Origin of the sequence: Jeotgalicoccus halotolerans (assembly GCF_003387165.1) — a bacterium.
In the GTDB taxonomy this organism is placed as follows: Bacteria; Bacillota; Bacilli; order Staphylococcales; family Salinicoccaceae; genus Jeotgalicoccus; species Jeotgalicoccus halotolerans.
Window position 1 is genome coordinate 135693 of the sequence record NZ_QUMW01000012.1, and the last position, 22423, is coordinate 158115.

22 protein-coding genes are annotated in these 22423 nt (G+C 42.4%); 18 read left to right on the forward strand and 4 right to left on the reverse strand.

What is annotated here, in order from left to right:
• Positions 1-2: 2 nt before the first annotated feature.
• Positions 3-389 (reverse strand): YolD-like family protein, encoded by a 387-nt coding sequence (locus DFR63_RS08080; RefSeq protein ID WP_115885438.1) that lies wholly within the window; start codon positions 387-389, stop codon positions 3-5.
• 116 nt (positions 390-505) lie between these two features.
• Between DFR63_RS08080 and DFR63_RS08085 the strand changes: the two genes are divergently transcribed.
• A complete protein-coding gene (locus DFR63_RS08085; protein ID WP_115885439.1) occupies positions 506-790 on the forward strand; it encodes an alpha-amylase in 285 nt (94 codons plus the stop codon).
• A 233-nt stretch (positions 791-1023) separates the two neighbouring features.
• Positions 1024-1998 carry a nuclease-related domain-containing protein gene (locus DFR63_RS08090; protein WP_115885440.1) on the forward strand — a complete coding sequence of 325 codons (975 nt, stop codon included), beginning with the start codon at positions 1024-1026 and terminating at the stop codon, positions 1996-1998.
• Here DFR63_RS08090 and DFR63_RS11650 read toward each other — a convergent pair.
• The gene (locus tag DFR63_RS11650; protein ID WP_147302211.1) at positions 1986-2312 is read right to left on the reverse strand and encodes a hypothetical protein; all 327 of its coding nucleotides are present in this window, start codon (positions 2310-2312) and stop codon (positions 1986-1988) included. The genes DFR63_RS08090 and DFR63_RS11650 overlap by 13 nt on opposite strands.
• Before the next feature lie 59 nt (positions 2313-2371).
• The gene (locus DFR63_RS08100; RefSeq protein WP_115885442.1) at positions 2372-3298 is read right to left on the reverse strand and encodes a manganese-dependent inorganic pyrophosphatase; all 927 of its coding nucleotides are present in this window, start codon (positions 3296-3298) and stop codon (positions 2372-2374) included.
• A gap of 187 nt (positions 3299-3485) precedes the next feature.
• Here DFR63_RS08100 and DFR63_RS08105 point away from each other — a divergent pair, with 187 nt between their 5' ends.
• From DFR63_RS08105 to gatB, 13 genes are all read left to right on the forward strand, one after another.
• Entirely contained in the window at positions 3486-4937 is a 1452-nt protein-coding gene (locus DFR63_RS08105) for a nicotinate phosphoribosyltransferase (RefSeq protein WP_115885443.1), read from the forward strand.
• A gap of 6 nt (positions 4938-4943) precedes the next feature.
• On the forward strand, positions 4944-5762 hold the full coding sequence (nadE, locus tag DFR63_RS08110; protein ID WP_115885444.1) for an ammonia-dependent NAD(+) synthetase: 819 nt from the start codon (positions 4944-4946) through the stop codon (positions 5760-5762).
• 25 nt (positions 5763-5787) lie between these two features.
• Positions 5788-6444, forward strand: a complete 657-nt coding sequence (locus DFR63_RS08115; protein WP_115885445.1) for a DUF2179 domain-containing protein — start codon at positions 5788-5790, stop codon at positions 6442-6444.
• Complete coding sequence (locus DFR63_RS08120; protein WP_115885446.1) at positions 6407-6619, forward strand: NETI motif-containing protein; 213 nt, start codon at positions 6407-6409, stop codon at positions 6617-6619. Before DFR63_RS08115 ends, DFR63_RS08120 begins: the two co-directional genes overlap by 38 nt.
• On the forward strand, positions 6616-7911 hold the full coding sequence (gene purB / locus DFR63_RS08125; protein WP_115885447.1) for an adenylosuccinate lyase: 1296 nt from the start codon (positions 6616-6618) through the stop codon (positions 7909-7911). Before DFR63_RS08120 ends, purB begins: the two co-directional genes overlap by 4 nt.
• A 1-nt stretch (position 7912) precedes the next feature.
• A complete protein-coding gene (locus tag DFR63_RS08130) occupies positions 7913-8587 on the forward strand; it encodes a M15 family metallopeptidase (protein WP_115885448.1) in 675 nt (224 codons plus the stop codon).
• 173 nt (positions 8588-8760) lie between these two features.
• Positions 8761-9426 (forward strand): geranylgeranylglyceryl/heptaprenylglyceryl phosphate synthase, encoded by a 666-nt coding sequence (locus tag DFR63_RS08135; RefSeq protein WP_115885449.1) that lies wholly within the window; start codon positions 8761-8763, stop codon positions 9424-9426.
• Positions 9427-9444: 18 nt separating this feature from the next.
• Positions 9445-11619 carry a DNA helicase PcrA gene (pcrA, locus tag DFR63_RS08140; protein WP_115885450.1) on the forward strand — a complete coding sequence of 725 codons (2175 nt, stop codon included), beginning with the start codon at positions 9445-9447 and terminating at the stop codon, positions 11617-11619.
• Positions 11620-11624: 5 nt separating this feature from the next.
• Positions 11625-13595 (forward strand): NAD-dependent DNA ligase LigA, encoded by a 1971-nt coding sequence (ligA, locus tag DFR63_RS08145; protein ID WP_115885451.1) that lies wholly within the window; start codon positions 11625-11627, stop codon positions 13593-13595.
• Between the two features lie 3 nt (positions 13596-13598).
• Positions 13599-14807 (forward strand): CamS family sex pheromone protein, encoded by a 1209-nt coding sequence (locus DFR63_RS08150; RefSeq protein ID WP_115885452.1) that lies wholly within the window; start codon positions 13599-13601, stop codon positions 14805-14807.
• Positions 14808-14878: 71 nt separating this feature from the next.
• Complete coding sequence (gatC, locus tag DFR63_RS08155) at positions 14879-15181, forward strand: Asp-tRNA(Asn)/Glu-tRNA(Gln) amidotransferase subunit GatC (RefSeq protein ID WP_115885453.1); 303 nt, start codon at positions 14879-14881, stop codon at positions 15179-15181.
• Between the two features lie 15 nt (positions 15182-15196).
• On the forward strand, positions 15197-16675 hold the full coding sequence (gatA, locus tag DFR63_RS08160) for an Asp-tRNA(Asn)/Glu-tRNA(Gln) amidotransferase subunit GatA (protein WP_115885454.1): 1479 nt from the start codon (positions 15197-15199) through the stop codon (positions 16673-16675).
• A 1-nt stretch (position 16676) separates the two neighbouring features.
• On the forward strand, positions 16677-18107 hold the full coding sequence (gene gatB / locus DFR63_RS08165) for an Asp-tRNA(Asn)/Glu-tRNA(Gln) amidotransferase subunit GatB (RefSeq protein ID WP_115885455.1): 1431 nt from the start codon (positions 16677-16679) through the stop codon (positions 18105-18107).
• A 150-nt stretch (positions 18108-18257) separates the two neighbouring features.
• Here the strand turns inward: gatB and DFR63_RS08170 are convergent, their stop codons facing one another.
• The gene (locus tag DFR63_RS08170) at positions 18258-19010 is read right to left on the reverse strand and encodes a hypothetical protein (RefSeq protein ID WP_115885456.1); all 753 of its coding nucleotides are present in this window, start codon (positions 19008-19010) and stop codon (positions 18258-18260) included.
• 121 nt (positions 19011-19131) lie between these two features.
• On the opposite strand from DFR63_RS08170, the gene DFR63_RS08175 reads away from it, so the two are divergent.
• From DFR63_RS08175 to DFR63_RS08185, 3 genes are read left to right on the forward strand one after another with little or no spacing between them, the layout of a single operon-like run.
• The gene (locus DFR63_RS08175) at positions 19132-19638 is read left to right on the forward strand and encodes a GrpB family protein (RefSeq protein ID WP_115885457.1); all 507 of its coding nucleotides are present in this window, start codon (positions 19132-19134) and stop codon (positions 19636-19638) included.
• Positions 19639-19661: 23 nt separating this feature from the next.
• Positions 19662-20609 (forward strand): diacylglycerol kinase, encoded by a 948-nt coding sequence (locus DFR63_RS08180; protein ID WP_115885458.1) that lies wholly within the window; start codon positions 19662-19664, stop codon positions 20607-20609.
• Between the two features lie 35 nt (positions 20610-20644).
• Entirely contained in the window at positions 20645-22411 is a 1767-nt protein-coding gene (locus DFR63_RS08185; RefSeq protein ID WP_147302212.1) for a 5'-nucleotidase C-terminal domain-containing protein, read from the forward strand.
• Positions 22412-22423: the final 12 nt, after the last annotated feature.

The window sequence follows — 22423 nt, forward strand, 5'->3', positions numbered from 1 at the left end:
GATTAGCCCGCGGGTAATATAAATATATCCAATATATCGATAAACGGCACGAAAATGAAGTCTTCAGTATCGTAAATTTGACCAATGAGCATCATGCTCCATTGGTCTATTTTTATAATATGAAGAGAAATACTGAAGCGGCCTCCGTCGTAATAGTAGTCGACTCTTACAGGCAGCCTTTCTTTCACTGCATATTTCAGAATGTGTTCAATCTCATCCAGCCGGTCATCCGACAAGACAGGACGTTTGATTTTCGACTGGCTGTCCATCAGTCTGCCGATATTTTCAAACTGTTCGGGCATAGTTGCGAAAGGCGCCCACTTAACCATGCCGCGCCCCTCGGGTATATCACCTTGTGAATTTTCAGAAGGATAGCTGCGGAACTTCATAACAAATCCCTTCTTTCCTGACTCTTAGTTTTTATTATACGAACATACGTTCGATTTTTCAAGCTGCAGATTTATGGTAAGTTAAAGAGGATATAAAAAGTAAGTGAGGAAACCAGATGAGAAAGAAAATAGTATGGGGAATTATTACAGTAATTGTACTTGCTGTACTGCTGCTCCCGTTAGTAGATAAAACAAGCGGCACAACACGCGTTATTGTCGATCATACGAATAAGGAAATTGTCGCTCCATCGTGTTACGATCAGGCCGATCTGACAAACTGGATAGATGAAATGTCATTCGGCAACGCGCTGCATGAACTGGAATATGACATCAGAGATGAATGTTCTAAAAAGTATCTACAGGAAGGCAAAACGAGTGTGCTGATGAGAATATTTGAATAGATTTGTGGGAGACACCGGGACCGGGAAGGTTCCGGTTTTTTGTTGTCGAAAATGTTTGGGAGACTTCAGTTTAAGAGGTTTTTTTGTTGGGATAAAATGTCAAAAGCAGGCATGTTTGTGTAAAAAGTAAACCAGTTTTGCTATTTTTGTGTTTAAGTAACTTTTTTAAAAGAAAAACGGCTTTTTCGCCTATATATAGGGTAGAAGGATCTTTTTTAAAAGGAGGAAATTATATGTATTTAAACAGCAGAAACACACCGCCGGTTCTTTTGCATTACCGGGCATTGAGCAGGAGGATGGCTTTGGGTTCGGAAGATAAGATTAAGATGAAAATGGCTGAACGTGGTTATGAAGGAGAAACTTTATATGATGAAATATTTAATTCAGTCGGACATGAACATGTATACATTCTTAGAGATGTTTATCTGAAAATAGAAAACTCCCTGGCACAGTACGACAGTATTATAGTTAGTGACAGTGGTGCAGTTGTGAATGAAATTAAAAATTATTGCGGTGACTACCGGTATGAGAAGGAACAGTGGTTCAATGGTTCACGTCGACTATCGGATGACGGAATTACGCAGATAACCCGAGCGGTAAATAAACTGTTGAAACTCAGTGAAGGCAGAGGACCGGCATTTGATGTAAGCGGGAAAGTTGTTTTTCCGAATGATGACTTCAGAATGACAACGGATGACGATAAGGTATGGGGGAAAATTGTGGTGCGTTCCAACTTGAAAAAATATTTCCGCAGTTTCCGGTATGAAAATATTGGTGCAAAGGCAGAAGCAATTGTAAAGCTAATCGAGAGCAGCATCGGTGAAAATATGTATTTTAAAACGCAGATTGATATAGACAAACTACGTAAAGGGCTGTACTGCGGAAAATGTGGAGAATTTAATCTTTTGAAAGCTCGTTACCATCGTCAGTGTGGAAGCTGCGGCGCAAAAGAGTCAAATGAAACTCATATGCTCCGTGTAATGAGTGATTATAAATATTTGTTTTATGGAGAAAGTATGACTAAAAAAAGATTGATGACATTAATTGGTGATGATTTACATACGGAAGTCGTGAGGAGAGCATTTGAGAAGTATTGCTATAAAAACAGGAAAGGAAAAAGTACAGAGTATACTTTTAAATATTACGATTTTAACGAGGCAATGAAATACCTTGACTATACTTCGAAATATAAGAATTATAGAGAATGATTCTTATATTTTAGTGTCTGAGTGTTGTCGTTTGAGGAGACGACGACGTTTACCTGAGTCTGGATGTTGTCGTTTGAGGAGACGACGACGTTTACCTGAGTCTGGATGTTGTCGTTTGAGGAGACGACGACGTTTACCTGTGTCTGGATGTTGTCGTTTGAGGAGACGACGACGTTTACCCGTGTCTGGATGTTGTCGTTTGAGGAGACGACGACGTTTACCCGTGTCTGGATGTTGTCGTTTGAAGGGACGACGACGTTTACCCGTGTCTGGATGTTGTCGTTTGAAGGGACGACGACGTTTACTAGCGCCACCCCTCCCCAAATATACAAAAAACCCGCCACGAGGGCGGGTTTCATTCATCCATTTACTATTATAAATCAGATAATGCTTTTGTAATGTTAGGCACGACTTGCTTTTTGCGTGAGACAACGCCTTCTAGGACTGCTGTATTTTCATCCAGTGCAACATCAAATGCGCGTTCGACCGAAGAGAATTCAGGGCCTAAGGCAAGTACTTTTGAGTTGGAGTTCAAAATGTCTGTCACGATGAGCGTGAACAGATCGTAGCCGTCGCGTTCGATTTCTTCGTTGATAGCGATTTCGAGTTCTTCGCGGCGTGAGAATACTTCGTCTACGTCAACGACGTTAACCTGCGCAATTCGCACACTCTTTTCACCGATGTCGAATGTTTTCGCATCGCCTGTAATTAACTGACGGGCTGTTTTATCGGAAGTTGATGCACCGGCTTTCAGCATTTCAAGGCCGTATTCTTCCAGATCAACACCCGCAATGTCTTTAAGTTCAGATGCTGCGTCGATGTCTTCTTCTGTCGTTGTCGGTGATTTGAACAGAAGCGTATCCGAAATAATTGCAGACAGCATTAAGCCTGCTGATTCTTTCGAGATTGTTAAGCTATTTTCTTTGTAAACTTTGTTCAGAATTGTCGCTGTACAGCCGACCGGCTCAGCTCGGTAGTAAAGCGGGCTTTCTGTTTCAAAGTTTGCGATTCTGTGGTGGTCGTATACTTTTGTCACCGTTGCGTTTTCAATGCCGGGGGCGGACTGCTGTTTTTCATTGTGGTCGACTAAAATAACTTCTTCGCCTGCACCGACTTCATTTAATAAAGCAGGCGCTTCCACACCGAAGTGTTCTAGTGCGTATGCAGTTTCACTGCTTATTTCACCCAAGCGGTACGGTGCTGCATCGTTGCCGAGCTGAGTTTCAATGTCAGCAGCTACAAGTGCTGATGTGATTGTATCTGTATCAGGATTTTGGTGACCGAATATTTTTTGTGTCATTACTGTCTGTCTCCTTTTTCTTTGTACTAAAAATATATATGATTATATTTTAACATTACTGCTTTTATCTATCTATATCTTAGTTTTTAAAGTCAGTATATAATAGTGCATTCAAAGCGCTCATACAATAAGTTTATATGATAAAATTAAAGCAAATATAATTGTTAAATGCACAGGAGATGGATGTATGTATCAGTATCAGGATGACAGCTTCATGCTGCACACGGATTTATATCAGATCAACATGGCAAAAACGTATTTTGAACAGGGTATACATGAACGTCAGACAATTTTCGACGTGTATTTCCGGAAGATGCCTTTTGAAAACGGCTATGCGGTATTTGCCGGCTTAACACATATTATCGATTATCTGCAGCACCTGCACTTTTCAGACAGCGACATCGAATATTTAAGTACGCTCGGTTACAGTGATGAATTTTTAAAATATTTAAAAACAGTACGTTTCACGGGAACGCTCCGCTCAATGGCTGAAGGGGAGACTGTATTTAATAATGAACCTCTCGTGCAGGTTGAAGCGACACTTGTTGAAGCTCAGCTGATTGAAACAGCGCTGCTTAATATCGTTAACTTTCAGACGCTGATTGCAACAAAAGCAAGCCGGATCAGACAGCTTGTACCGGACGACAATTTAATGGAATTCGGCACGCGCCGCGCTCACGAATTCGATGCCGCTTTATGGGGAGCACGCGCCGCTGTTATCGGCGGGTTTGATGGAACGAGTAATGTCCGGGCAGCGAAATTATTCGGCTTGAAACCGAGCGGGACACATGCTCACGCAATGGTGCAGGCATACGGAAATGATTACGATGCCTTTAAAGCATATGCAGAAACACATACTGATTGTGTATTTTTAGTAGACACCTTCGACACACTGAAATCAGGCATACCGACTGCTATTAAAGTGGCAGATGAGTTCGGCAGCAGAATTAACTTTAAAGGAATCAGAATTGACTCCGGCGATATTGCATATTTAACGAAACAGGCTCGCAAGATGCTCGACGATGCAGGCTATACAGATGTGCAGATCATCGTTTCGAACGACCTCGACGAAGTGACAATTTTATCTTTAATGTCACAGGGTGCCAGAGTCGACGGCTGGGGAATCGGTACGAAACTGATTACGGCTTATGATAATCCGGCGCTCGGCGCGGTATACAAACTTGCAGCGATTCAGGATGAAGCAGGCGAATGGCAGAACCGGGTAAAAATTTCCGGCAATGTTGAAAAAACGACGACGCCCGGCAAGAAGAAAGTTTACCGTATCATCAATAAGGAAACAGGAATGTCAGAAGGAGATTATATTGCACTTCACGATGAAGTCCTTAATCCTGAAGAGCCGCTGTTAATGTTCCATCCGGTGCATACGATGAAACGGAAATTGGTTAAATCGTTTGAGCCTGTTGAACTGCTTCAGGATATTTTTATCGACGGCAAGGTTGTTTACACTTCTCCGTCTGTCGGTGAAATGCAGGAAAACTGCCGGCAGAGCCTCGATACAATCTGGGAAGAAACGAAACGTTTCTTAAACCCGCAGGAATATCCGGTGGATTTATCGGCTGAATTATGGAATGTCAAAAATAATCTCATAGAAGAACTTTCAAATAATATATTGGAGTGATTTGCTATGGATAAACTGCAGCAGCACATAATAGAGGAACTGCACGTTAAACCGGAGATTGACCCGGCAGCGGAAACCCGCGAAATAATTAATTTTTTAAAAGACTACGTTAAAAAATACAGTTTTATAAAAAGTTTTGTACTCGGTATATCAGGCGGCCAGGATTCTACCCTGCTCGGCAAAATTGCGCAGCTGGCGACTGATGAGCTGAACGAAGAAGGGCACAGTATTAAATTTTACGGAGTGCGCCTGCCTTACGGTGAACAGCGCGATGAAGATGATGCGCGCGATGCGATGGAATTTATCAGCCCGAGTGTTGAAACAACAGTCAATATTAAAGAAGCCGTTGATGCAGGTGTTAAGGCGCTGGCCGACAGCGGCTACGAATTGAGCGATTTTGTGGAAGGAAACGGGAAGGCCCGCGAGCGCATGAAAGTGCAGTACGCTATCGCAGCCCATACCGGCGGTGTGGTGCTCGGAACTGATCATGCAGCGGAGGCGCTGACAGGATTTTATACGAAACACGGCGACGGTGCAGCTGATCTTGCACCGCTGACCGGCCTCAACAAACGCCAGGGACGCGACATTTTGAAATATCTTGGCGCAGCAGCTCATTTGTACGAAAAAATTCCGACAGCAGATCTCGAAGATGATAAACCGCTCTTAAGCGATGAAGAAGCACTTGGCGTGACCTATCATCATATCGATGATTTCTTAGAAGGAAAAACAGTGCCTGATGAAGCATATGACAGAATTAAAACCTTATATTACCAGTCACAGCACAAACGCGATTTACCTTATAATCGCTATAATTTACCAGTTTAAAACAGAAAGAAGGACAGATTAAATTATGCTTCAGGCAATTTCAGATAATCCCATGCTGATGATATTAGTTATATTCGTAATTAATATTATCTACGTTACATTTTTAACGATGCGGACCATAATGACCTTGAAAGGTTACCGCTTCGTCGCGGCTGCCTTCAGTATTTTGGAAACATTTGTTTACGTCATCGGCCTCGGGCTGGTGCTCGACAACCTGGACCGTCCTCAGAATATTGTCGCTTACGCGCTCGGATTTGGTGTCGGGATACTGGTCGGCACGAAAATCGAAGAAAAGCTGGCGCTCGGCTACACTGTAGTTAATGTGACTGCGGCGAAAAAAGACATCGATCTGCCGAACGACCTGCGCAATTTAGGCTACGGAGTAACGCACAGTCATCAGTACGGGCGTGACGGCCAGCGTACGGTAATGCAGATTTTAACTCCGAGAAAATATGAACGGAAACTGATCGAAACAATTATAGAGCTCGATGACAGGGCGTTTATCATTTCGCACGAACCGAAAAATATTCACGGCGGCTTCTGGACAAAAGGGCTCAGCAGACGCAAGATGAGCAATTACCAGCCGGAAAATGTTGAAGAAGTACTTGAAGAAGTATATGAAGCACAGGAGCAGGGTGAGGTTCATGACACAGCACAAAAAACCGAAAAAAAAGAAATTTAAAGTAGAAAAAGACGGGTCGCTTACGGATGTGCTGGCGGCGATGAAAGCCGAAGGCTACCAGCCGGTAAGAAGATTCGAACAGCCCGTTTTCAAAGAAGAAAACGGCGAGATTACCGTCTCGCATCAGGAGATTATGTTTGAAGGCAAATTAATGAATGAGGATGAGACAAAATGATAAGCAGATATTCAAGGGAAGAAATGACGAAGATTTGGACAGAAGAAAACAGATTTGATGCGTGGCTGGAAGTTGAAATTCTTGCATCAGAAGCATGGGCGGAGCTCGGTGTCATTCCAAAAGACGAAGTAAAAAACATCCGTCCCAATGCCCGTATTGATGTGGACCGCATTAAAGAAATCGAAGCGGAAACGCGTCACGATGTTGTGGCGTTTACCCGCCAGATTTCGGAAACTTTAGGAGAAGAAAAGAAATGGGTTCACTACGGTCTGACGTCTACTGACGTTGTCGACACTGCCCAGAGCTACATATTGAAACAGGCAAACGAAATTATTGAGCAGGATTTAAATAACTTTATCGAGATATTAGCTGATAAGGCGCGCGAACATAAACATACACTCATGATGGGACGCACGCACGGCGTGCATGCAGAACCGACATCTTTCGGTATTAAGATGGCTCTGTGGCATCAGGAAATGGTGAGGAATCTGAAACGTTTTAAAGATGTCCGCGAAGAAATTGAAGTCGGTAAAATGAGCGGCGCGGTCGGCACCTTTGCCAACATTCCGCCGGAAGTTGAAGAATACGTTTGTAAACACCTCGGCCTGACGCCTGCACCAGTATCGACTCAGACGCTGCAGCGCGATCGTCATGCTCACTACATAGCGGTGCTGGCACTGATTGCAACATCAGTTGAGAAGTTTGCTGTAGAAGTGAGACACTTGCAGAAAACAGAAACACGCGAGGTAGAAGAAGCATTTGCGAAAGGGCAAAAAGGCTCAAGTGCCATGCCTCATAAACGCAACCCGATTGGCAGTGAAAATGTGACGGGAATTGCCCGCGTCATCCGGGGCTATGTTTCAACCGCCTACGAAAATGTACCTCTGTGGCATGAGCGTGATATTTCACATTCATCTGCAGAAAGAATTATGCTGCCGGATGTGACGATTGCTTTAAATTACATGCTGAACCGTTTCGGCAGAATTATGAAAAACCTGACGGTGTTCCCTGAAAATATGAAGGCCAACATCGACAAAACTTTCGGTCTTGTATACTCTCAGCAGATTATGCTGACCTTAATCGACAAGGGACTGTCACGCGAAGAAGCTTACGACTTAGTTCAGCCGAAAGCCATGGAATCATGGGAAACTAAAGTACCTCTGAGAGAGCTTGCTGGAAAAGATGAGCGTATACAGGAAGTGCTGACGGCAGAAGAGCTGGATGAGTGCTTTAATGAAAACCACCATCTGAGCCGTGTCGATACTATATTTAAACGTGCAGGTTTGGAATAAGATGAAAGTATCAAGATTATTAATCACAGTACTCATGGCATTTTTGCTGACAGCATGCAGCAGCGCACCGGAGGAAATCGAAGCGGCGGGATATACGAAAGCTTATGAACCGCTGACCTTCACCGATCTGGACATCCCGGTTAACATTGAAGTCGTCGACGGTGTGACTTATGCAGACGGCGTGTTAATAGTAAATAAGGAAATACCGCTGCCTGAGGATTATAATCCTGAAATGCAGCCTGAAGTAATTGAGGCATACACTCAAATGTTTGAAGATGCCGAGGCAGAAGGACTTTATTTTGAACTGGTAAGCGGTTTTAGAAGCTACGACTACCAGGCAGAATTGTATAACAGCTATGTGGCGCGGGACGGCAAAGAAGCAGCTGATCAGTACAGCGCGGAGCCGGGACATTCCGAGCACCAGACAGGACTCGCTGTCGATGTCGGTTCTTATGACAGTGCAGTGCTGCTCCAGACGTCTTTTGAATATACGCCCGAATTTCAGTGGCTGAAAGATGTGGCACATGAATACGGCTTTATTATCCGTTACATGAAAGGCAAAGAAAATATTACCGGTTATATGTACGAGCCGTGGCACTTAAGGTATGTCGGAGATAAAGCGCCCGCTATATATGAAAGCGGCCTGACACTTGAAGAATACTTCGATCTGGTTTAAATAACATATCAGCCCGTATGCAAGCTTTCCGAGGGAGAGCCGGCGTACGGGTTTCTTTATATTCACTTTAAAATTATCTTTTAAAGCTTATACTTCCATCCTCCTCCTTTAATGTTTTTTGGAGGTTAAAAATGATATAATCATCTTATGAATTTTATAAAGGATATGGTCTTATGATGCGACATGCAAAGCATATATTTAAACTGGATCCGGCTAAAGAAATCAGCGGCAGCACATTCGAAAAAATTGTGCATTCCGGCACGGATCTACTGCTGGTCAGCGGTACTGATAACGTCACTGAAAAAAATGTTTCAGAGCTGCTCAGGCGCATAAGAAACTATGATGTTCCTGCAGCACTTGAAATCCCTCATCCCGATGCGGCTGTGCCGGGTTTTGATCATTATTTTGTGCCGACGGTAATTAATACGGATGATGTCACTTTTACACACGGCATGCTGGTGCGTGCACTGATGGAGTATCATGACTTTATCGATTACGACAGTATTTCACTCCTGCCTTATATTATAATGAACGAGGACTGCAAAGCGTTTAAACATGCAAACTGCCATTCTGTGAATGACGAAGAATTTATCGCGATGATTCATATGCTCGATAAGTTATACAAAATGGATTACATATATATAGAGTACAGCGGCGTCTTCGGCGACCGGGAGCTGGTTAAAGAAGCGTATGAAGCAGCGGAAAACGCAACCATCGTTTACGGCGGCGGCATCGTCTCAAAAGATACGGCCACAGAGATGGACAGCGTCAGCGATATAATAGTTGTCGGCAATATTATTTACGACGATGCTCGGCAGGCATTAGAAACTATCATTTAATAAACTGGAGTTTTTATAATGGATTTATCTACGATGAATAAAGAACAACTGGAAGCAATTAAAACGACGGAAGGCCCGCTCTTAATTATGGCAGGTGCGGGAAGCGGTAAAACGCGCGTGCTGACTCACCGGGTTGCTTATCTGCTCGATGAAAAGCAGGTGCCTTCCTACAATATACTGGCAATTACATTTACGAACAAAGCCGCTAAAGAAATGCGCGAACGTGTCGATAAATTAATTGAAGAAGATGCATCAAAGATGTGGATTTCTACTTTCCACGCAATGTGTGTACGGATATTGAGGCGTGATATCAGCTATCTCGGCTATGACACGAGTTTTTCTATTCTGGATCCGCTCGATCAGCAGTCGGTCGTCAGAGATATTTTAAAAACGCGCAACCTGGATACAAAGCAGCATAATCCGAGAAGCATTCTCTCAGTTATTTCAAACTATAAAAATCAGCTCATCAAACCGGAACAGGCTATTTCAGAAGCAGGCGGTTTTCAGGATGAGCTTTACAGTGAGATTTACAAAGATTATCAGGAAATTCTTTACCGCAACAGTTCTCTCGATTTTGATGATTTAATTATGCTCACAATTGAACTGTTTCACAAGGAGCCGAACGTGCTGAATTATTATCAGACACGTTTTCAGTATGTTCACGTGGACGAGTATCAGGATACAAACCACGCTCAGTATCAGCTTGTCCAGATGCTGGCTGCTAAATACCGGAACATCTGCGTCGTCGGCGACTCGGACCAGTCGATTTATAAATTCCGCGGCGCGGATATCCAGAACATATTAAATTTTGAAGAAGATTATCCGGAAGCAAAAGTTATCAAATTGGAAGAAAACTACCGTTCGACGAAAACGATACTGGATGCGGCGAACGCCGTGATCGATAACAACACAGAGCGCAAACCGAAAAACCTGCGAAGCAATAAAGGTGACGGCGTAAAAATTGATGTGAATGTATCGTTCAGTGAACGTGAGGAAGGGCAGCGGGTCGTCCAGAAAGTGCAAGAGCTTTCTGAAAAGTATTCTTACGGCGAGATGGCTGTACTGTACCGTGCGAATGCCCAGTCGCGTGCGGTTGAGGATGCTTTTGTCAAATCGAGTATTCCGTATAAAATGGTCGGCGGAACGAAGTTCTACAGCAGAATGGAAATTAAAGACCTGATGAGCTACTTAAAAGTCATTCAGAATCCTTTTGACGATATAAGCTTCCAGCGTATTATCAACGTTCCAAAAAGAGGAATCGGCACGAAGACAATCGATAAGCTTCGGGCTCATGCAGAACAATTAAATTCAAGCATATATGATGCCATCCGCGATGCGGACTTCCTGGGTATTCCGGCGAAAACTGTAGGGAAATTGATGTCACTCCTTCAGGTGCTGGATAATTTAAAAGAAAAATCGAAGTATCTGACAATGACGGAACTCGTTGATGAAGTGCTGGCTGATACAGGCTACCATGATATGCTGAGTTCCGATAAAACACTGGAGGCCAGAAGCCGGCTTGAAAACCTCGAGGAATTCAAGACAGTAACAAAAGAATTCGATAATGACAATCCTGTTGCGGATGATAATTTATTTAACTTCCTGAGTGATATGGCCCTTGTATCCGATCAGGACGGCATGGATGATACCGCCGGTGTAACAATGATGACAATGCATGCCTCAAAAGGACTTGAGTTTAAAGTAATCTTTATCGTCGGTCTCGAAGAAGGCATCTTTCCATCGCGCCGCGTGCAGTTCGATGATCAGGAACTGGAAGAGGAAAGACGATTGATGTACGTGGCCCTGACGCGCGCAATGGAGCATTTAATCTTGTCGCGTGCGGAATCGCGCATGCTTTACGGTAAAACCGAGAGTAACATGATGAGCCGCTTCCTGAGTGAAATACCGGAAGAACTGCTGGAATCGTCAAGCGTCTTTTCAAACAGTATGCCAGGCAGCAGCAGCGAAGGTTCATCTTTTTCACGCGGACCGAAAAAACGCTCGCGTATTATAAACACAAATACAGGCACTAATTTTAATGTTGGTGATAAGGTTTCCCACAAAGCCTTCGGAGAAGGTATTGTTTCACAGGTTAAAGGAGAAGGGGACAATACGGAACTCGATATTGTCTTTAAAACTGCAGGACCGAAAAGATTGCTTGCCAACTATGCACCGCTTGAAAAAAAGGACTGATATAAATGAAAGAAAGAATTCGCGAATTACAAAAGCTGCTCACGCGCTATAATTACGAATACCATGTCGAAGACAATCCGTCGATTCCGGATTCGGAGTACGACAAGCTGCTCCATGAACTGATCGAACTGGAAGGAAAGTATCCGGAATACAAAACAGACACATCGCCGACAGTCAGAGTCGGCGGTGAAATACTGAGCGGTTTTGAAAAGGTTGAACACAGCTTGCCGATGCTGAGTCTCGGAAATGCCTTTAATGAGGAAGACTTAAGAGCATTTGACCAGCGTGTCAGAAATAACGCCGGCGAGGTTACATATATGTGTGAACTTAAAATCGACGGGCTCGCAGTGTCGCTGACTTATGAAGAAGGACGCTTCACCCGCGGCGCCACCCGCGGCGACGGAACGGTCGGAGAAAATATTACAGAAAATCTGCGGACAATTCATGCAATCCCGCTGACTGTGGATTCGGATCTAACTTTTGAAGTGCGCGGCGAGGCCTATATGCCGAAACGCTCATTTATAAATCTGAACGAAAAGAGAGCTGAAGAAGGAAAGCAGGAATTCCAGAACCCGCGAAATGCAGCGGCAGGCTCTTTAAGACAGCTGGATCCGAAACTTGCGGCAGCACGTAATTTATCGGTGTTCTTATATAGTGTTACATCTCCGGAAGCACTCGATGCCGAAAGTCAAAGCGGCGCTCTCGACAAACTCGATGAACTGGGTTTTAAAACGAATAAAGAGCGCAGACTGATGACAAGTATTGATGAAGTCATTGAGTATGTCGATTACTGGACGACGCACCGCTCGGAACTCGCTTATGAAATAGACGGTATCGTCATTAAAGTAAATAATCTCTCTACTCAGGAAGAGCTTGGCTATACAGTGAAATCACCACGCTGGGCAATAGCGTATAAATTTCCGGCGGAGGAAGTCGTGACGGAAATACTCGATATTGAACTGACAGTGGGACGTACCGGTGTTATTACACCGACAGCGATACTGGAGCCGGTAAAAGTAGCAGGTACGACAGTCGGACGTGCATCACTGCATAACCATGAACTGATAGAAGAACGGGATATCCGCATCGGTGACAAGGTTGTTATTCGAAAAGCGGGAGATATTATTCCGGAAGTGGTTAAATCTTTAAAAGAAGAACGCACGGATCAGGCAGTGTACGAAGCACCGACAACTTGCCCGTCATGCGGTCACGACACAGTACATTTAGAAGATGAAGTAGCAATTCGCTGTATTAATCCGGCGTGCCCGGCACAGCTCACAGAAGGTATCATCCACTTCGTTTCCCGCGGAGCGATGAATATTGACGGTCTCGGCGAGAAAGTAGTGCGCCAGCTGTTTGATGCGGAATTAATTACAGATGTTTCTGATTTGTACAAACTTCAGTATGATGATTTAATCGGACTTGAACGCATGGGAGATAAAAAAGTAACCAATCTGCTGAACGCAATTGAAGCATCGAAAACAGCGCCGCTGAGTAAGCTGCTGTTCGGTCTCGGCATACGTTTTCTCGGCTCAAAAGCTTCAAAGCTGATTGCAGAAGAATACGGTTCGATGGAAGAAGTTCTGAATGCAACGAAAGAACAATTGATTGAAATACCGGAAATCGGTGATAAAATCGCGGATTCAATCGTGACATATACACAGAATGAAGATTTTATCGAGCTTGTAAATAAGCTTGAGACAGCGGGACTTAATCTTACAGAGGAAAAAGAAGAGCTGTCCGGAACCGTGTTTGACGGGATGACATTTGTATTGACCGGCAAGCTGGTTGAAATGACCCGCGGTGAAGCTAAAGAGAGTATTGAATCTTACGGCGGCAAAGTAACGGGCAGTGTGTCTAAAAATACAGATGTAGTTGTGGCGGGGGAAGACGCCGGCAGCAAGCTTGAAAAAGCGAATGAACTTGGTATTACTGTATGGAATGAAAGAGAATTTATTGAGAAATTGGGGCAATGAGTTATGAAGTTTAAATCGATATTACTCACAGGCGCAGCCTTGCTGCTCCTTGCAGCCTGCGATGGTGCCAATGAAGCAGAAATCACTGAACAGATGGGTGATTCAGCGCTCGACAATGAAGTGTCGAACGTGCAGATTGAGGAGCAGGATGCCACGCTTACTTCAAGCAGTGAAGAATTTTACCGTTCTGTTGTACCGTATGAACTGTCGCCGGCCCGCGGCCTGTCGAGTGCCAATTTAGTATCTTCATATAATGTTGAAGAATTTGAAAAAGGACTTTTTTCCATTAGCCAGAATGTGTTTCCTACAAATGAATATATTTTCCGCGAAGGACAGATTATTTCAGAAGAAATGATCAGAGGCTATTTAAGCCGTCAATACACGAATGAAGAGCTGGAGAATATGGATGATGAAGAATTGCTCAGTACGAATGCCTTCAGCAATCTCGGACTGAATCCTTCGACCAACGGCGAAACAGATCCTGAAGTTATCGCGGAAGAAGCGCCGCTTTATCTGTCCCATATACTCGAACAAAATTACATGACAGAGGATGAGGAAGGCAATCTTTCATTTGACGGCATCACTATCGGTCTCGCCATGAACAGTGTTCATTATTATCAGACAGAAGAGTACGGACAGACACAGGAACGTGCATTGGATCTTGAGACTGTAGAAGAAAAAGGCGAGGAAATGGCAGCGGAAATTTTGACGCGCATCCGTGCCAATGATCAGTACGCCGATAAAGAAATTGTCTTTGCAATTTTCATTCAATCAGGTGATACGGATATTGTGCCCGGGAACTTTGTATCAGAGGCTGTTGTAGCACCGGGTGAAAATACGATTGAGTCATTTACAGATATCGATGTACAGAACTTACTGCTGCCGTCGAGCGAAGCTGCGGAAATTTCTGAAGAGGCGAACAGCGAATACCAAAACTTCAACAGGGATTTATCGTCTTATTTTGAGAGCTTTACCACTTCTGTCGGCAGAGGGAAATTCAGAGATGGCACCCTCGATACGCTGACAGTCGAAATACCGATTGAATATAACAGCCGCGGTGAAATGATTGGGATGTCTCAGTTCGTTAGAGACCTCGTGAACGAACATTTCCCAGGTACGGATATCGAAGTGGAAATTAAAGATAAATCGCAGGTTTACAGCGTAATCACACGTAAAGGCGACAGTGAAGCGAATCTTTATATATTTGAATAAGTAAGCGCATGGAAAAGTGCCCCGGTTTTTGGTAAACTTTAAATGTTGTATTTATAGAAGGAGGGTCATTCATGGAAGAATTAGATTTAAAGAAAATTCAGCGTGTGGCTGAGTTATCTAAGATAGAAATTAAAGATGAAGAAGAACTTAAAAATTTATCGACAAAAATTAAAAGTATTGTTGCGCACTCGGAGCGCTTGAATGACTTGGATTTATCGGATGTAGAACCGATGACACATGCAATGCAGCTGCAGCAGGAAACTTCAGACTCACTGCGTAAAGATAAGGCGGGGGAACCTGTAACACAGGAAGAAGCGCTCAGCAACACAGAATTTACAGAAGAAGGACAATTCAAAGTACCTAGAATGATTTAAGGAGGGTTAATAATCGTGAATATAAATGAATTAACAGTAGAAGAACTATACAGTAAAATTCACAGTAAAGAGATCAAACCTTCTGAAGTAGTAGGTGCTCTTTTTGACAGAATCGAAAAATATGACGGCACGATCAAGTCTTTTATTACTTTAACTAAAGAACAGGCATTGGAAACGGCGGCGGAACTCGACCGTCTTCAGGAAGAAGATAAGATGGAGGGTGCGCTGTTTGGTATTCCTGCTGGAATTAAAGATAATATCGTTACTAAAGATATTTTAACCACATGCGCAAGCCGCATGCTGCATAATTTTAAACCGATCTATGATGCTACAGTAATGACTAAACTTAAAAATGAAAATTCTATCCTGATGGGTAAACTTAATATGGATGAATTTGCAATGGGATCAACGTCGGAAACATCTTACTTCCAGACGACTAAAAACCCTTGGAACTTAGAATGCTCACCAGGCGGTTCATCAGGCGGTTCGGCTGCAGCAGTAGCAGCAGGATTCGTTCCTTATGCGCTCGGTACTGACACGGGTGGTTCAGTAAGACAGCCTGCGTCTTTCTGCGGTATCGTCGGTATGAAACCGACTTACGGAAGAGTATCACGTTTTGGTCTTGTCGCATTCGCATCGTCTCTTGATCAGATTGGACCGATGACACGTACAGTACGTGACAACGCTAAAGTGCTTGAACTGATTTCAGGCGAGGACAGCAGCAATGATATGACAAGTGCCAGAAACCAGGATGCTGATTTCTTAAGCGGTATCGAAAAAGATATCAAAGGCATGAAACTTGCACTGCCTAAAGAATTCCTCGGCGACGATGTTGATGAATCTGTAACTGAAGCAGTATTAAAAGCTAAAGAACGTTTTGAATCTTTAGGAGCGATTGTTGAAGAAGTGGAAATGCCGAATCTTCAATATGTGGTAAGTTCTTATTACTTAATCGCTTCAAGTGAAGCCAGTGCCAACCTTGCGCGCTTCGACGGAATCCGTTTCGGCTACCGTTCAGAAAATGCGAATACTCTGGAAGAACTATATAAAAAATCACGCGGAGAAGGATTCGGTGATGAAGTAAAACGCCGTATCTTACTTGGAACATACGTATTAAGTGCAGGTCACTACGATGATTATTACTTAAAAGCGCAAAAACTCCGCCGTTTAGTATCTGACGATGTGCAGAGAATTTTAGCGGATTACGATTTAATTATTGGGCCGACAACGACGACACCTGCACATAAATATGATGAAGTTAAAATCGAAGGTACGAAAGAATATAAAAATGATATTTTAACAATTCCTGCGAATCTTGTAGGAGTGCCTTCTTTAAGCATTCCATGCGGAGTTACAGAAGACAACAGACCTATCGGCATGCAGCTGATCGGCAACCACTTCGAAGAACGTAAAATCTATAATGCAGCGTATCAGTTTGAAACAGTATACAACCTGCATGAAGAACTTAAAAATCTAACGATGGGGGCGGAGTAAAATGCATTTTGAAACAGTTATCGGACTTGAAGTTCACGTTGAATTAAAAACAAATTCAAAAATATTTTCTAATGCCCCTCTGCATTACGGACATGAACCGAACACGAATCTTTCTGTAGTGGAACTCGGCTACCCGGGTACACTGCCGGTGCTGAACGAAACCGCAGTAGAATACGGTATGAAAGCGGCGATGGCACTAAACATGCAGATTGCAGAAGATACGAAGTTCGACAGAAAAAACTATTACTATCCGGATAATCCGAAAGCTTATCAGATTTCACAATTTGATAAACCGATCGGAGAACACGGTTCACTGGATATCGAAATCGACGGTGAGAAGAAAACAATCGGTATTACACGTCTTCACCTTGAAGAAGATGCCGGTAAATCAACTCATAAGGAAGACTATTCATTAGTCGATTTAAACCGTCAGGGAACAGCTTTAGTGGAAATCGTTTCAGAACCGGATATCAGAACACCTGAAGAGGCGTACAAATATCTTGAAAAAATCAAATCGATTATTCAGTACACAGGCGTATCCGATGTGAAGATGGAAGAAGGATCACTCAGATGTGATGCGAACATTTCAATCAGACCTGTAGGACAGAAGGAATTCGGTACGAAAACAGAACTTAAAAACTTAAACTCATTTAACTTTGTAAGAAAAGGTCTTGAGTATGAAGTGAAACGCCAGGAGCAGGTGCTGTTATCAGGCGGTGTAATCGAACAGGAAACACGACGCTACGATGAAAAAACAGGTGAAACAGTGCTGATGCGTGTTAAAGAGGGCGCGGATGATTACCGTTACTTCCCGGAACCTGATTTAATGAATCTGCATATCGACGATGAATGGAAAGAACGCGTACGTGCCAGCATTCCGACATTGCCGGATGAACTTCGCGAGAAGTACATTAATGAATATGATCTGCCTGTATACGACGCTGAAATTCTGACGATGAGAAAAGAAATATCCGACTTCTTCAGTGACATGGTTGAAACTCATAAAGCAGACCCTAAACTGGCTTCGAACTGGTTAATGGGTAACGTTAATGAGTATCTCAACAAAAATAACACTGAACTCGATGATACAGGATTAACTGCCGAAAACTTAACAGGCATGATTAATATTATCGAAGACGGTACAATTTCAAGCAAACAGGCGAAGAAAGTATTCTCCGTACTGATTGAAAAAGGCGGCACAGCGAAACAGGTAGCGAAAGATCTTGGCATGGAACAGATCTCAGACCCTGCAGTGCTGACAGGCATGGTAACAGAAGTACTCGATGCCAACGACCAGTCAGTCGAAGACTACAAAAATGGTAAAGACCGTGCAATAGGCTTCTTAGTCGGACAGATTATGAAAAAATCAAAGGGACAGGCTAACCCTAAAATGGTTAACCAGATTCTTCTTGAAGAAATTAATAAGAGATAAAGTATATGTAACTAAAAATCGCACCTGTACTTCCATTTTGGAGGCAGGTGCGATTTTTTTGGCTGCCGCCGGGCCATTGTGGCTTCGATAATAACGGGATAAAAGAAAATAAAAAAAGGAACCGGGAATTTTTCCGGTTCCTTTTTAAAATTATTGCAGCAGATAATTTGTAATATTGCTGATCATTTCATCTTCCAGTGCAGGATTAATCTGTTCGTTATCGTAATCGTAAGGATTTTCTGTTATCTCATCCTGATTATCGATATAAAAATAATCATTTTCTAAGAAGTACTCAGCATCGTTTTCAAGTTCAGCTTGTAAGTTTTCATGTTCATGGGCATTGGGATTCCCAAGTATAATCACTGTTTTGCCAGTGTTATACAGGTCCATATATGCATCAGTTAGATTTCTTAAGTTTCTTTCCGGCAGGACTTCATCGTTATAATCTGCAATCTGCAGTGCATCGATAATAACGATATCGCTGTTTTCATTAACTGTCAGCTCATTCATCGCAGTTGTATTGGCCGGCAAATCGATCTGGTTAAGCTGAACTGTATTTGAACCGAACTGCTGGTTCAAACGTTCCGCAAAGTCTCCGCTGTAGTGTGCCGGAAGCAGTACATCGATAATAAGCTGCTCATTGCTGCTCACGCGTTCGTCATATTTTTCCTGAATAGCTGTTTCGTTGAATACTAAACCATTTGTACTATCATCCGCTTCTTCTTCGCTGCTGTCTTCCTGTGATGTGCTGTCTGATTCCTGCTGTCCGTTTTCGTCATCTTCTGTATTACCGGCAGTGTTTTCAGTGGATTCATCCGTAGAAATTGATCCGGTATGCATGAAGTTGAAATATATTCCGGCAGCAAACAATAAAAATAGTATAATCACTAAAGCTTTTTTCATGGTATCTCCTCAAATAATAATATCTGAAAGCATTACATATGATATAATGTTGGCAACATAATACTTTTAAATAATATTATACATGAATTGCGGAAGTAAGACATTATTTTAGGATGATTGTATGAGTATAAATAAGTTAAATATAAATATTAAAGATAAATATATAGCACAGGCTTTTGAAATTTTAAACTTTTTCAAATCCATTATTATTGAAGTTCATCATATCGGTTCATCAAAGTTCACTCAAATTCCTCATAACTGCGATATGGATATTCTTTTTATCGTTAAATCATATGATGACGTGCGGAATCTTGCAGATATTTTAATTGCTGAAGGATATGTTCATGTCAATCATTTCTCCGATTATTTTAAAGATGATATGGTGATGCGAAAAGTCGTCGACGGACAGAATATAAATATGATATTTATGAGCAGTACAAGCTATAAGAAAAACGATATATTAATATGCACAGAGCATATGCTGATGAAAGGCGAGTACTTCACTCATTATAAAAAATTAAAAAAGTCACTTCTTAAAAATGAAGTGACTGAAGCCGAATACGATGAACGTAAATATCGTCTCTTTCAAATGATTAAGGAAGAAAGAGATCATTTGACGAGCGTATAATTTCATATGTAGAGGAGATATTTATGAAAACAGCGAGAATAATTTACAATCCTACTGCCGGCAAAGAAAGTTTTCAAGACCAACTGCCTGCGGTGCTGAAACGTTTTGAAGAGGCGGGCTATATTACGAGTACTCATGCAACTACGGGACCAAACGATGCAACTTATGCTGCGCGTTTTGCATGTGAACAGGGTTTTGATTTAATCGTCGCTTCCGGAGGGGATGGTACGATTAATGAAGTTATTAACGGTCTCGCAGAATACGATAAACGTCCGGAACTTGGCATAATTCCAATGGGAACAGTCAATGATTTTACCCGGGCTCTAAAAATTTCCAATGATATTGATGAAGCAGTCAGCATTATTTTAAATGGCAGAACAGGCAAAGTGGATCTTGGCAGTATGAACGGCAAATATTTTATGAATATTGCAGGCGGCGGAAAAATTACGGAAGTATCCTATGAAGCACCGAGCAAACTGAAAGCAGTTATCGGTTCTCTGGCGTATTACGTCAAGGGTATTGAACTGATTCCCCAGATGCGCAGTATTAATTTACGTATTGAGTATGATGATGAATTGTTTGAAGGCGAAGTGATGATATTTCTGCTTGGTCTGACAAATTCCATCGGCGGCTTTGAGAAACTGGTGCCGAATGCAAAATTAAATGACGGTTATTTTACTCTCCTGATTCTCGAACATGTCAATCTTGCGGAATTTGGTCATATACTGTCTCTCGCAACGCGGGGAGAGCATTTAAAACATCCTAAAGTACATTATTATAAAGCCCGGGATGTGAAAATTACTTCATTTGACGAAGTGCAGCTGAATCTGGATGGTGAATTTGGCGGTGTGCTCCCTGCCCATTTTAAAAATTTAAAAGAATTTTTAAAAATAAGAGTGCCCGATGAGTTTTACAATGAGCTGTACAGTGAAGATAATGATTATAAGCTTTTAAATCAAGAAAACGAGTAAGTTCTGAGTACATATCAAATTTTGGGGTGAATATTTTGAAGCTGACGGTCTTTGCAACAACGGATGTGCACGGCGCAATTTATCCGTACAATTATTTTGATAATGAACCGAAAGAAAATGCATTATTAAAATTCAAGACTTATATAGATAAATATAAAGCGATGAACGGCAGCGAAGCTGTTATTACGGCCGACAACGGCGATTTGCTTCAGGGGGATGTCTGGAGTGAATATGACAGTGTAAACCGCAGCAGGGCTCTTGTTCCGGGTATTATTAATGAGATGTACGATGTTATTGGATTAGGCAACCATGAATTTAATTTTGGTCTGCCTTTTTTAAATGAATTTTATAATCAAGTTACTGTACCGATAGTGAATTCAAACGTGGATTTTCTGGATGATCCTTTAAAATCAATGATAAGAGCCAGTTATATTAAAGAAATCAAAACCGCTGACGGCCTTCTTAAAGTTGGATTTTTAAGTGTTGTGCCGACCCAAATTTTAAAATGGGATAAATTCCATCTGGAAGGCAGAGTGAAAGCAGAGCCTATGACTGAAGCGGTCAGAGAAACAACAGCGCAATTGAAAGAGGGCGGCGCTGATATTATTATATTATTATCTCATACAGGTATGAGTAAGGCAGATGACGATTTAACACCGCTTGGTGAAAACCAGGCAGTCTTAATGGCTATGATGGAAGATATAGATGGTATTGTTTTCGGTCACACTCACGATGTGTTTCCAAGCGGCGATCTGCTGATTTCAGATGACCGTCTTGATATTGATACAGGAACATTCAATAAGATACCAATGGTTCAGCCGGGTGTATCTGCAAGTCATCTTGGTGTGCTCAATTTCGATTTGGAGTACGGCTCGGGTGTCTGGAAGGTCAGGCAGGCAGACAGCAGTTTAATCAGCGCAGAAGACATCATTTTAAAAGATGATGAACTGGCAGACTACCAAAAAAAACATGAACAGGTGCTGGCTTATTTAAATATACCAATCGGCAAAACAGATTATCCGCTGACTACTTACTTTACAAGAGTAATCCCATCACGCGGTGTGCAGTTTGTCTCTGAAGCAACAGTATGGTTTGCAAAAGAGCGGGCGGCGCTGAACGAGAACAATTTACCGATTATCGGTTTTAACTCCGCAGTAAAAGTAGGGCGTGACGGGCCTCAGGATTATACTGCTATTCCTGCCGGAGAAATGACCATCGCAGACAGTATTGATATATACAAGCATGCAAATACGCTGCTGATTATTAAAATCACGGGTAAAGTACTGAAAGAGTGGCTTGAATGGGCTGCTTCCTCGTTCAATGATTATGAAGGCGATGAAATATTGCAGCCGAATAACTCACGCTACGGTTTCCCGGGCTACAATTTCGATACATTTTTTGATTTGGATTATACTTTTGATATAACAAAACCGGCACGCTATGTCAGTTCAGCACACCGTCTTAATGATTCGGAACGTGTGATTAAAATATCGTACAAAGGTAAGCGAATCAAAGATACAGATGAATTTATCGTGCCGGCAAATAACTATAAGGTAGCATATGCGCCATTTTTACGAGATGCTGAAATATTATATGAATCGGATATTTCAGTACGGGATATTGTGACAGAGTATATAAAAAGCGGAGAGACTTTTGAATATCATAATCCGATGACGATTATTCCGCATGGAACATATAAATTTACGACAGCAACAGCGGCGGCGGAATATACAAACGGGGTGCCGGTAGAACATTTAAAAGACTGCGGCGACGGCTTCAGTATATTTAGCGTAAAGCTTTAAAATTAATGATGT

Excerpts from the sequence above, each read along its gene's own strand:
- DFR63_RS08100 (WP_115885442.1), bottom strand. The coding sequence starts at position 3,298 with ATGACACAAAAAATATTCGGTCACCAAAATCCTGATACAGATACAATC.
- gatC (WP_115885453.1), top strand. The coding sequence starts at position 14,879 with ATGGAAGAATTAGATTTAAAGAAAATTCAGCGTGTGGCTGAGTTATCT.
- DFR63_RS08115 (WP_115885445.1), top strand. The coding sequence starts at position 5,788 with ATGCTTCAGGCAATTTCAGATAATCCCATGCTGATGATATTAGTTATA.
- DFR63_RS08135 (WP_115885449.1), top strand. The coding sequence starts at position 8,761 with ATGATGCGACATGCAAAGCATATATTTAAACTGGATCCGGCTAAAGAA.
- DFR63_RS08130 (WP_115885448.1), top strand. The coding sequence starts at position 7,913 with ATGAAAGTATCAAGATTATTAATCACAGTACTCATGGCATTTTTGCTG.
- DFR63_RS08170 (WP_115885456.1), bottom strand. The coding sequence starts at position 19,010 with ATGAAAAAAGCTTTAGTGATTATACTATTTTTATTGTTTGCTGCCGGA.
- DFR63_RS08085 (WP_115885439.1), top strand. The coding sequence starts at position 506 with ATGAGAAAGAAAATAGTATGGGGAATTATTACAGTAATTGTACTTGCT.
- gatB (WP_115885455.1), top strand. The coding sequence starts at position 16,677 with ATGCATTTTGAAACAGTTATCGGACTTGAAGTTCACGTTGAATTAAAA.
- DFR63_RS08180 (WP_115885458.1), top strand. The coding sequence starts at position 19,662 with ATGAAAACAGCGAGAATAATTTACAATCCTACTGCCGGCAAAGAAAGT.
- ligA (WP_115885451.1), top strand. The coding sequence starts at position 11,625 with ATGAAAGAAAGAATTCGCGAATTACAAAAGCTGCTCACGCGCTATAAT.
- DFR63_RS08120 (WP_115885446.1), top strand. The coding sequence starts at position 6,407 with ATGACACAGCACAAAAAACCGAAAAAAAAGAAATTTAAAGTAGAAAAA.
- DFR63_RS08090 (WP_115885440.1), top strand. The coding sequence starts at position 1,024 with ATGTATTTAAACAGCAGAAACACACCGCCGGTTCTTTTGCATTACCGG.
- nadE (WP_115885444.1), top strand. The coding sequence starts at position 4,944 with ATGGATAAACTGCAGCAGCACATAATAGAGGAACTGCACGTTAAACCG.
- DFR63_RS08105 (WP_115885443.1), top strand. The coding sequence starts at position 3,486 with ATGTATCAGTATCAGGATGACAGCTTCATGCTGCACACGGATTTATAT.
- DFR63_RS08175 (WP_115885457.1), top strand. The coding sequence starts at position 19,132 with ATGAGTATAAATAAGTTAAATATAAATATTAAAGATAAATATATAGCA.
- DFR63_RS08080 (WP_115885438.1), bottom strand. The coding sequence starts at position 389 with ATGAAGTTCCGCAGCTATCCTTCTGAAAATTCACAAGGTGATATACCC.
- pcrA (WP_115885450.1), top strand. The coding sequence starts at position 9,445 with ATGGATTTATCTACGATGAATAAAGAACAACTGGAAGCAATTAAAACG.
- DFR63_RS08150 (WP_115885452.1), top strand. The coding sequence starts at position 13,599 with ATGAAGTTTAAATCGATATTACTCACAGGCGCAGCCTTGCTGCTCCTT.
- purB (WP_115885447.1), top strand. The coding sequence starts at position 6,616 with ATGATAAGCAGATATTCAAGGGAAGAAATGACGAAGATTTGGACAGAA.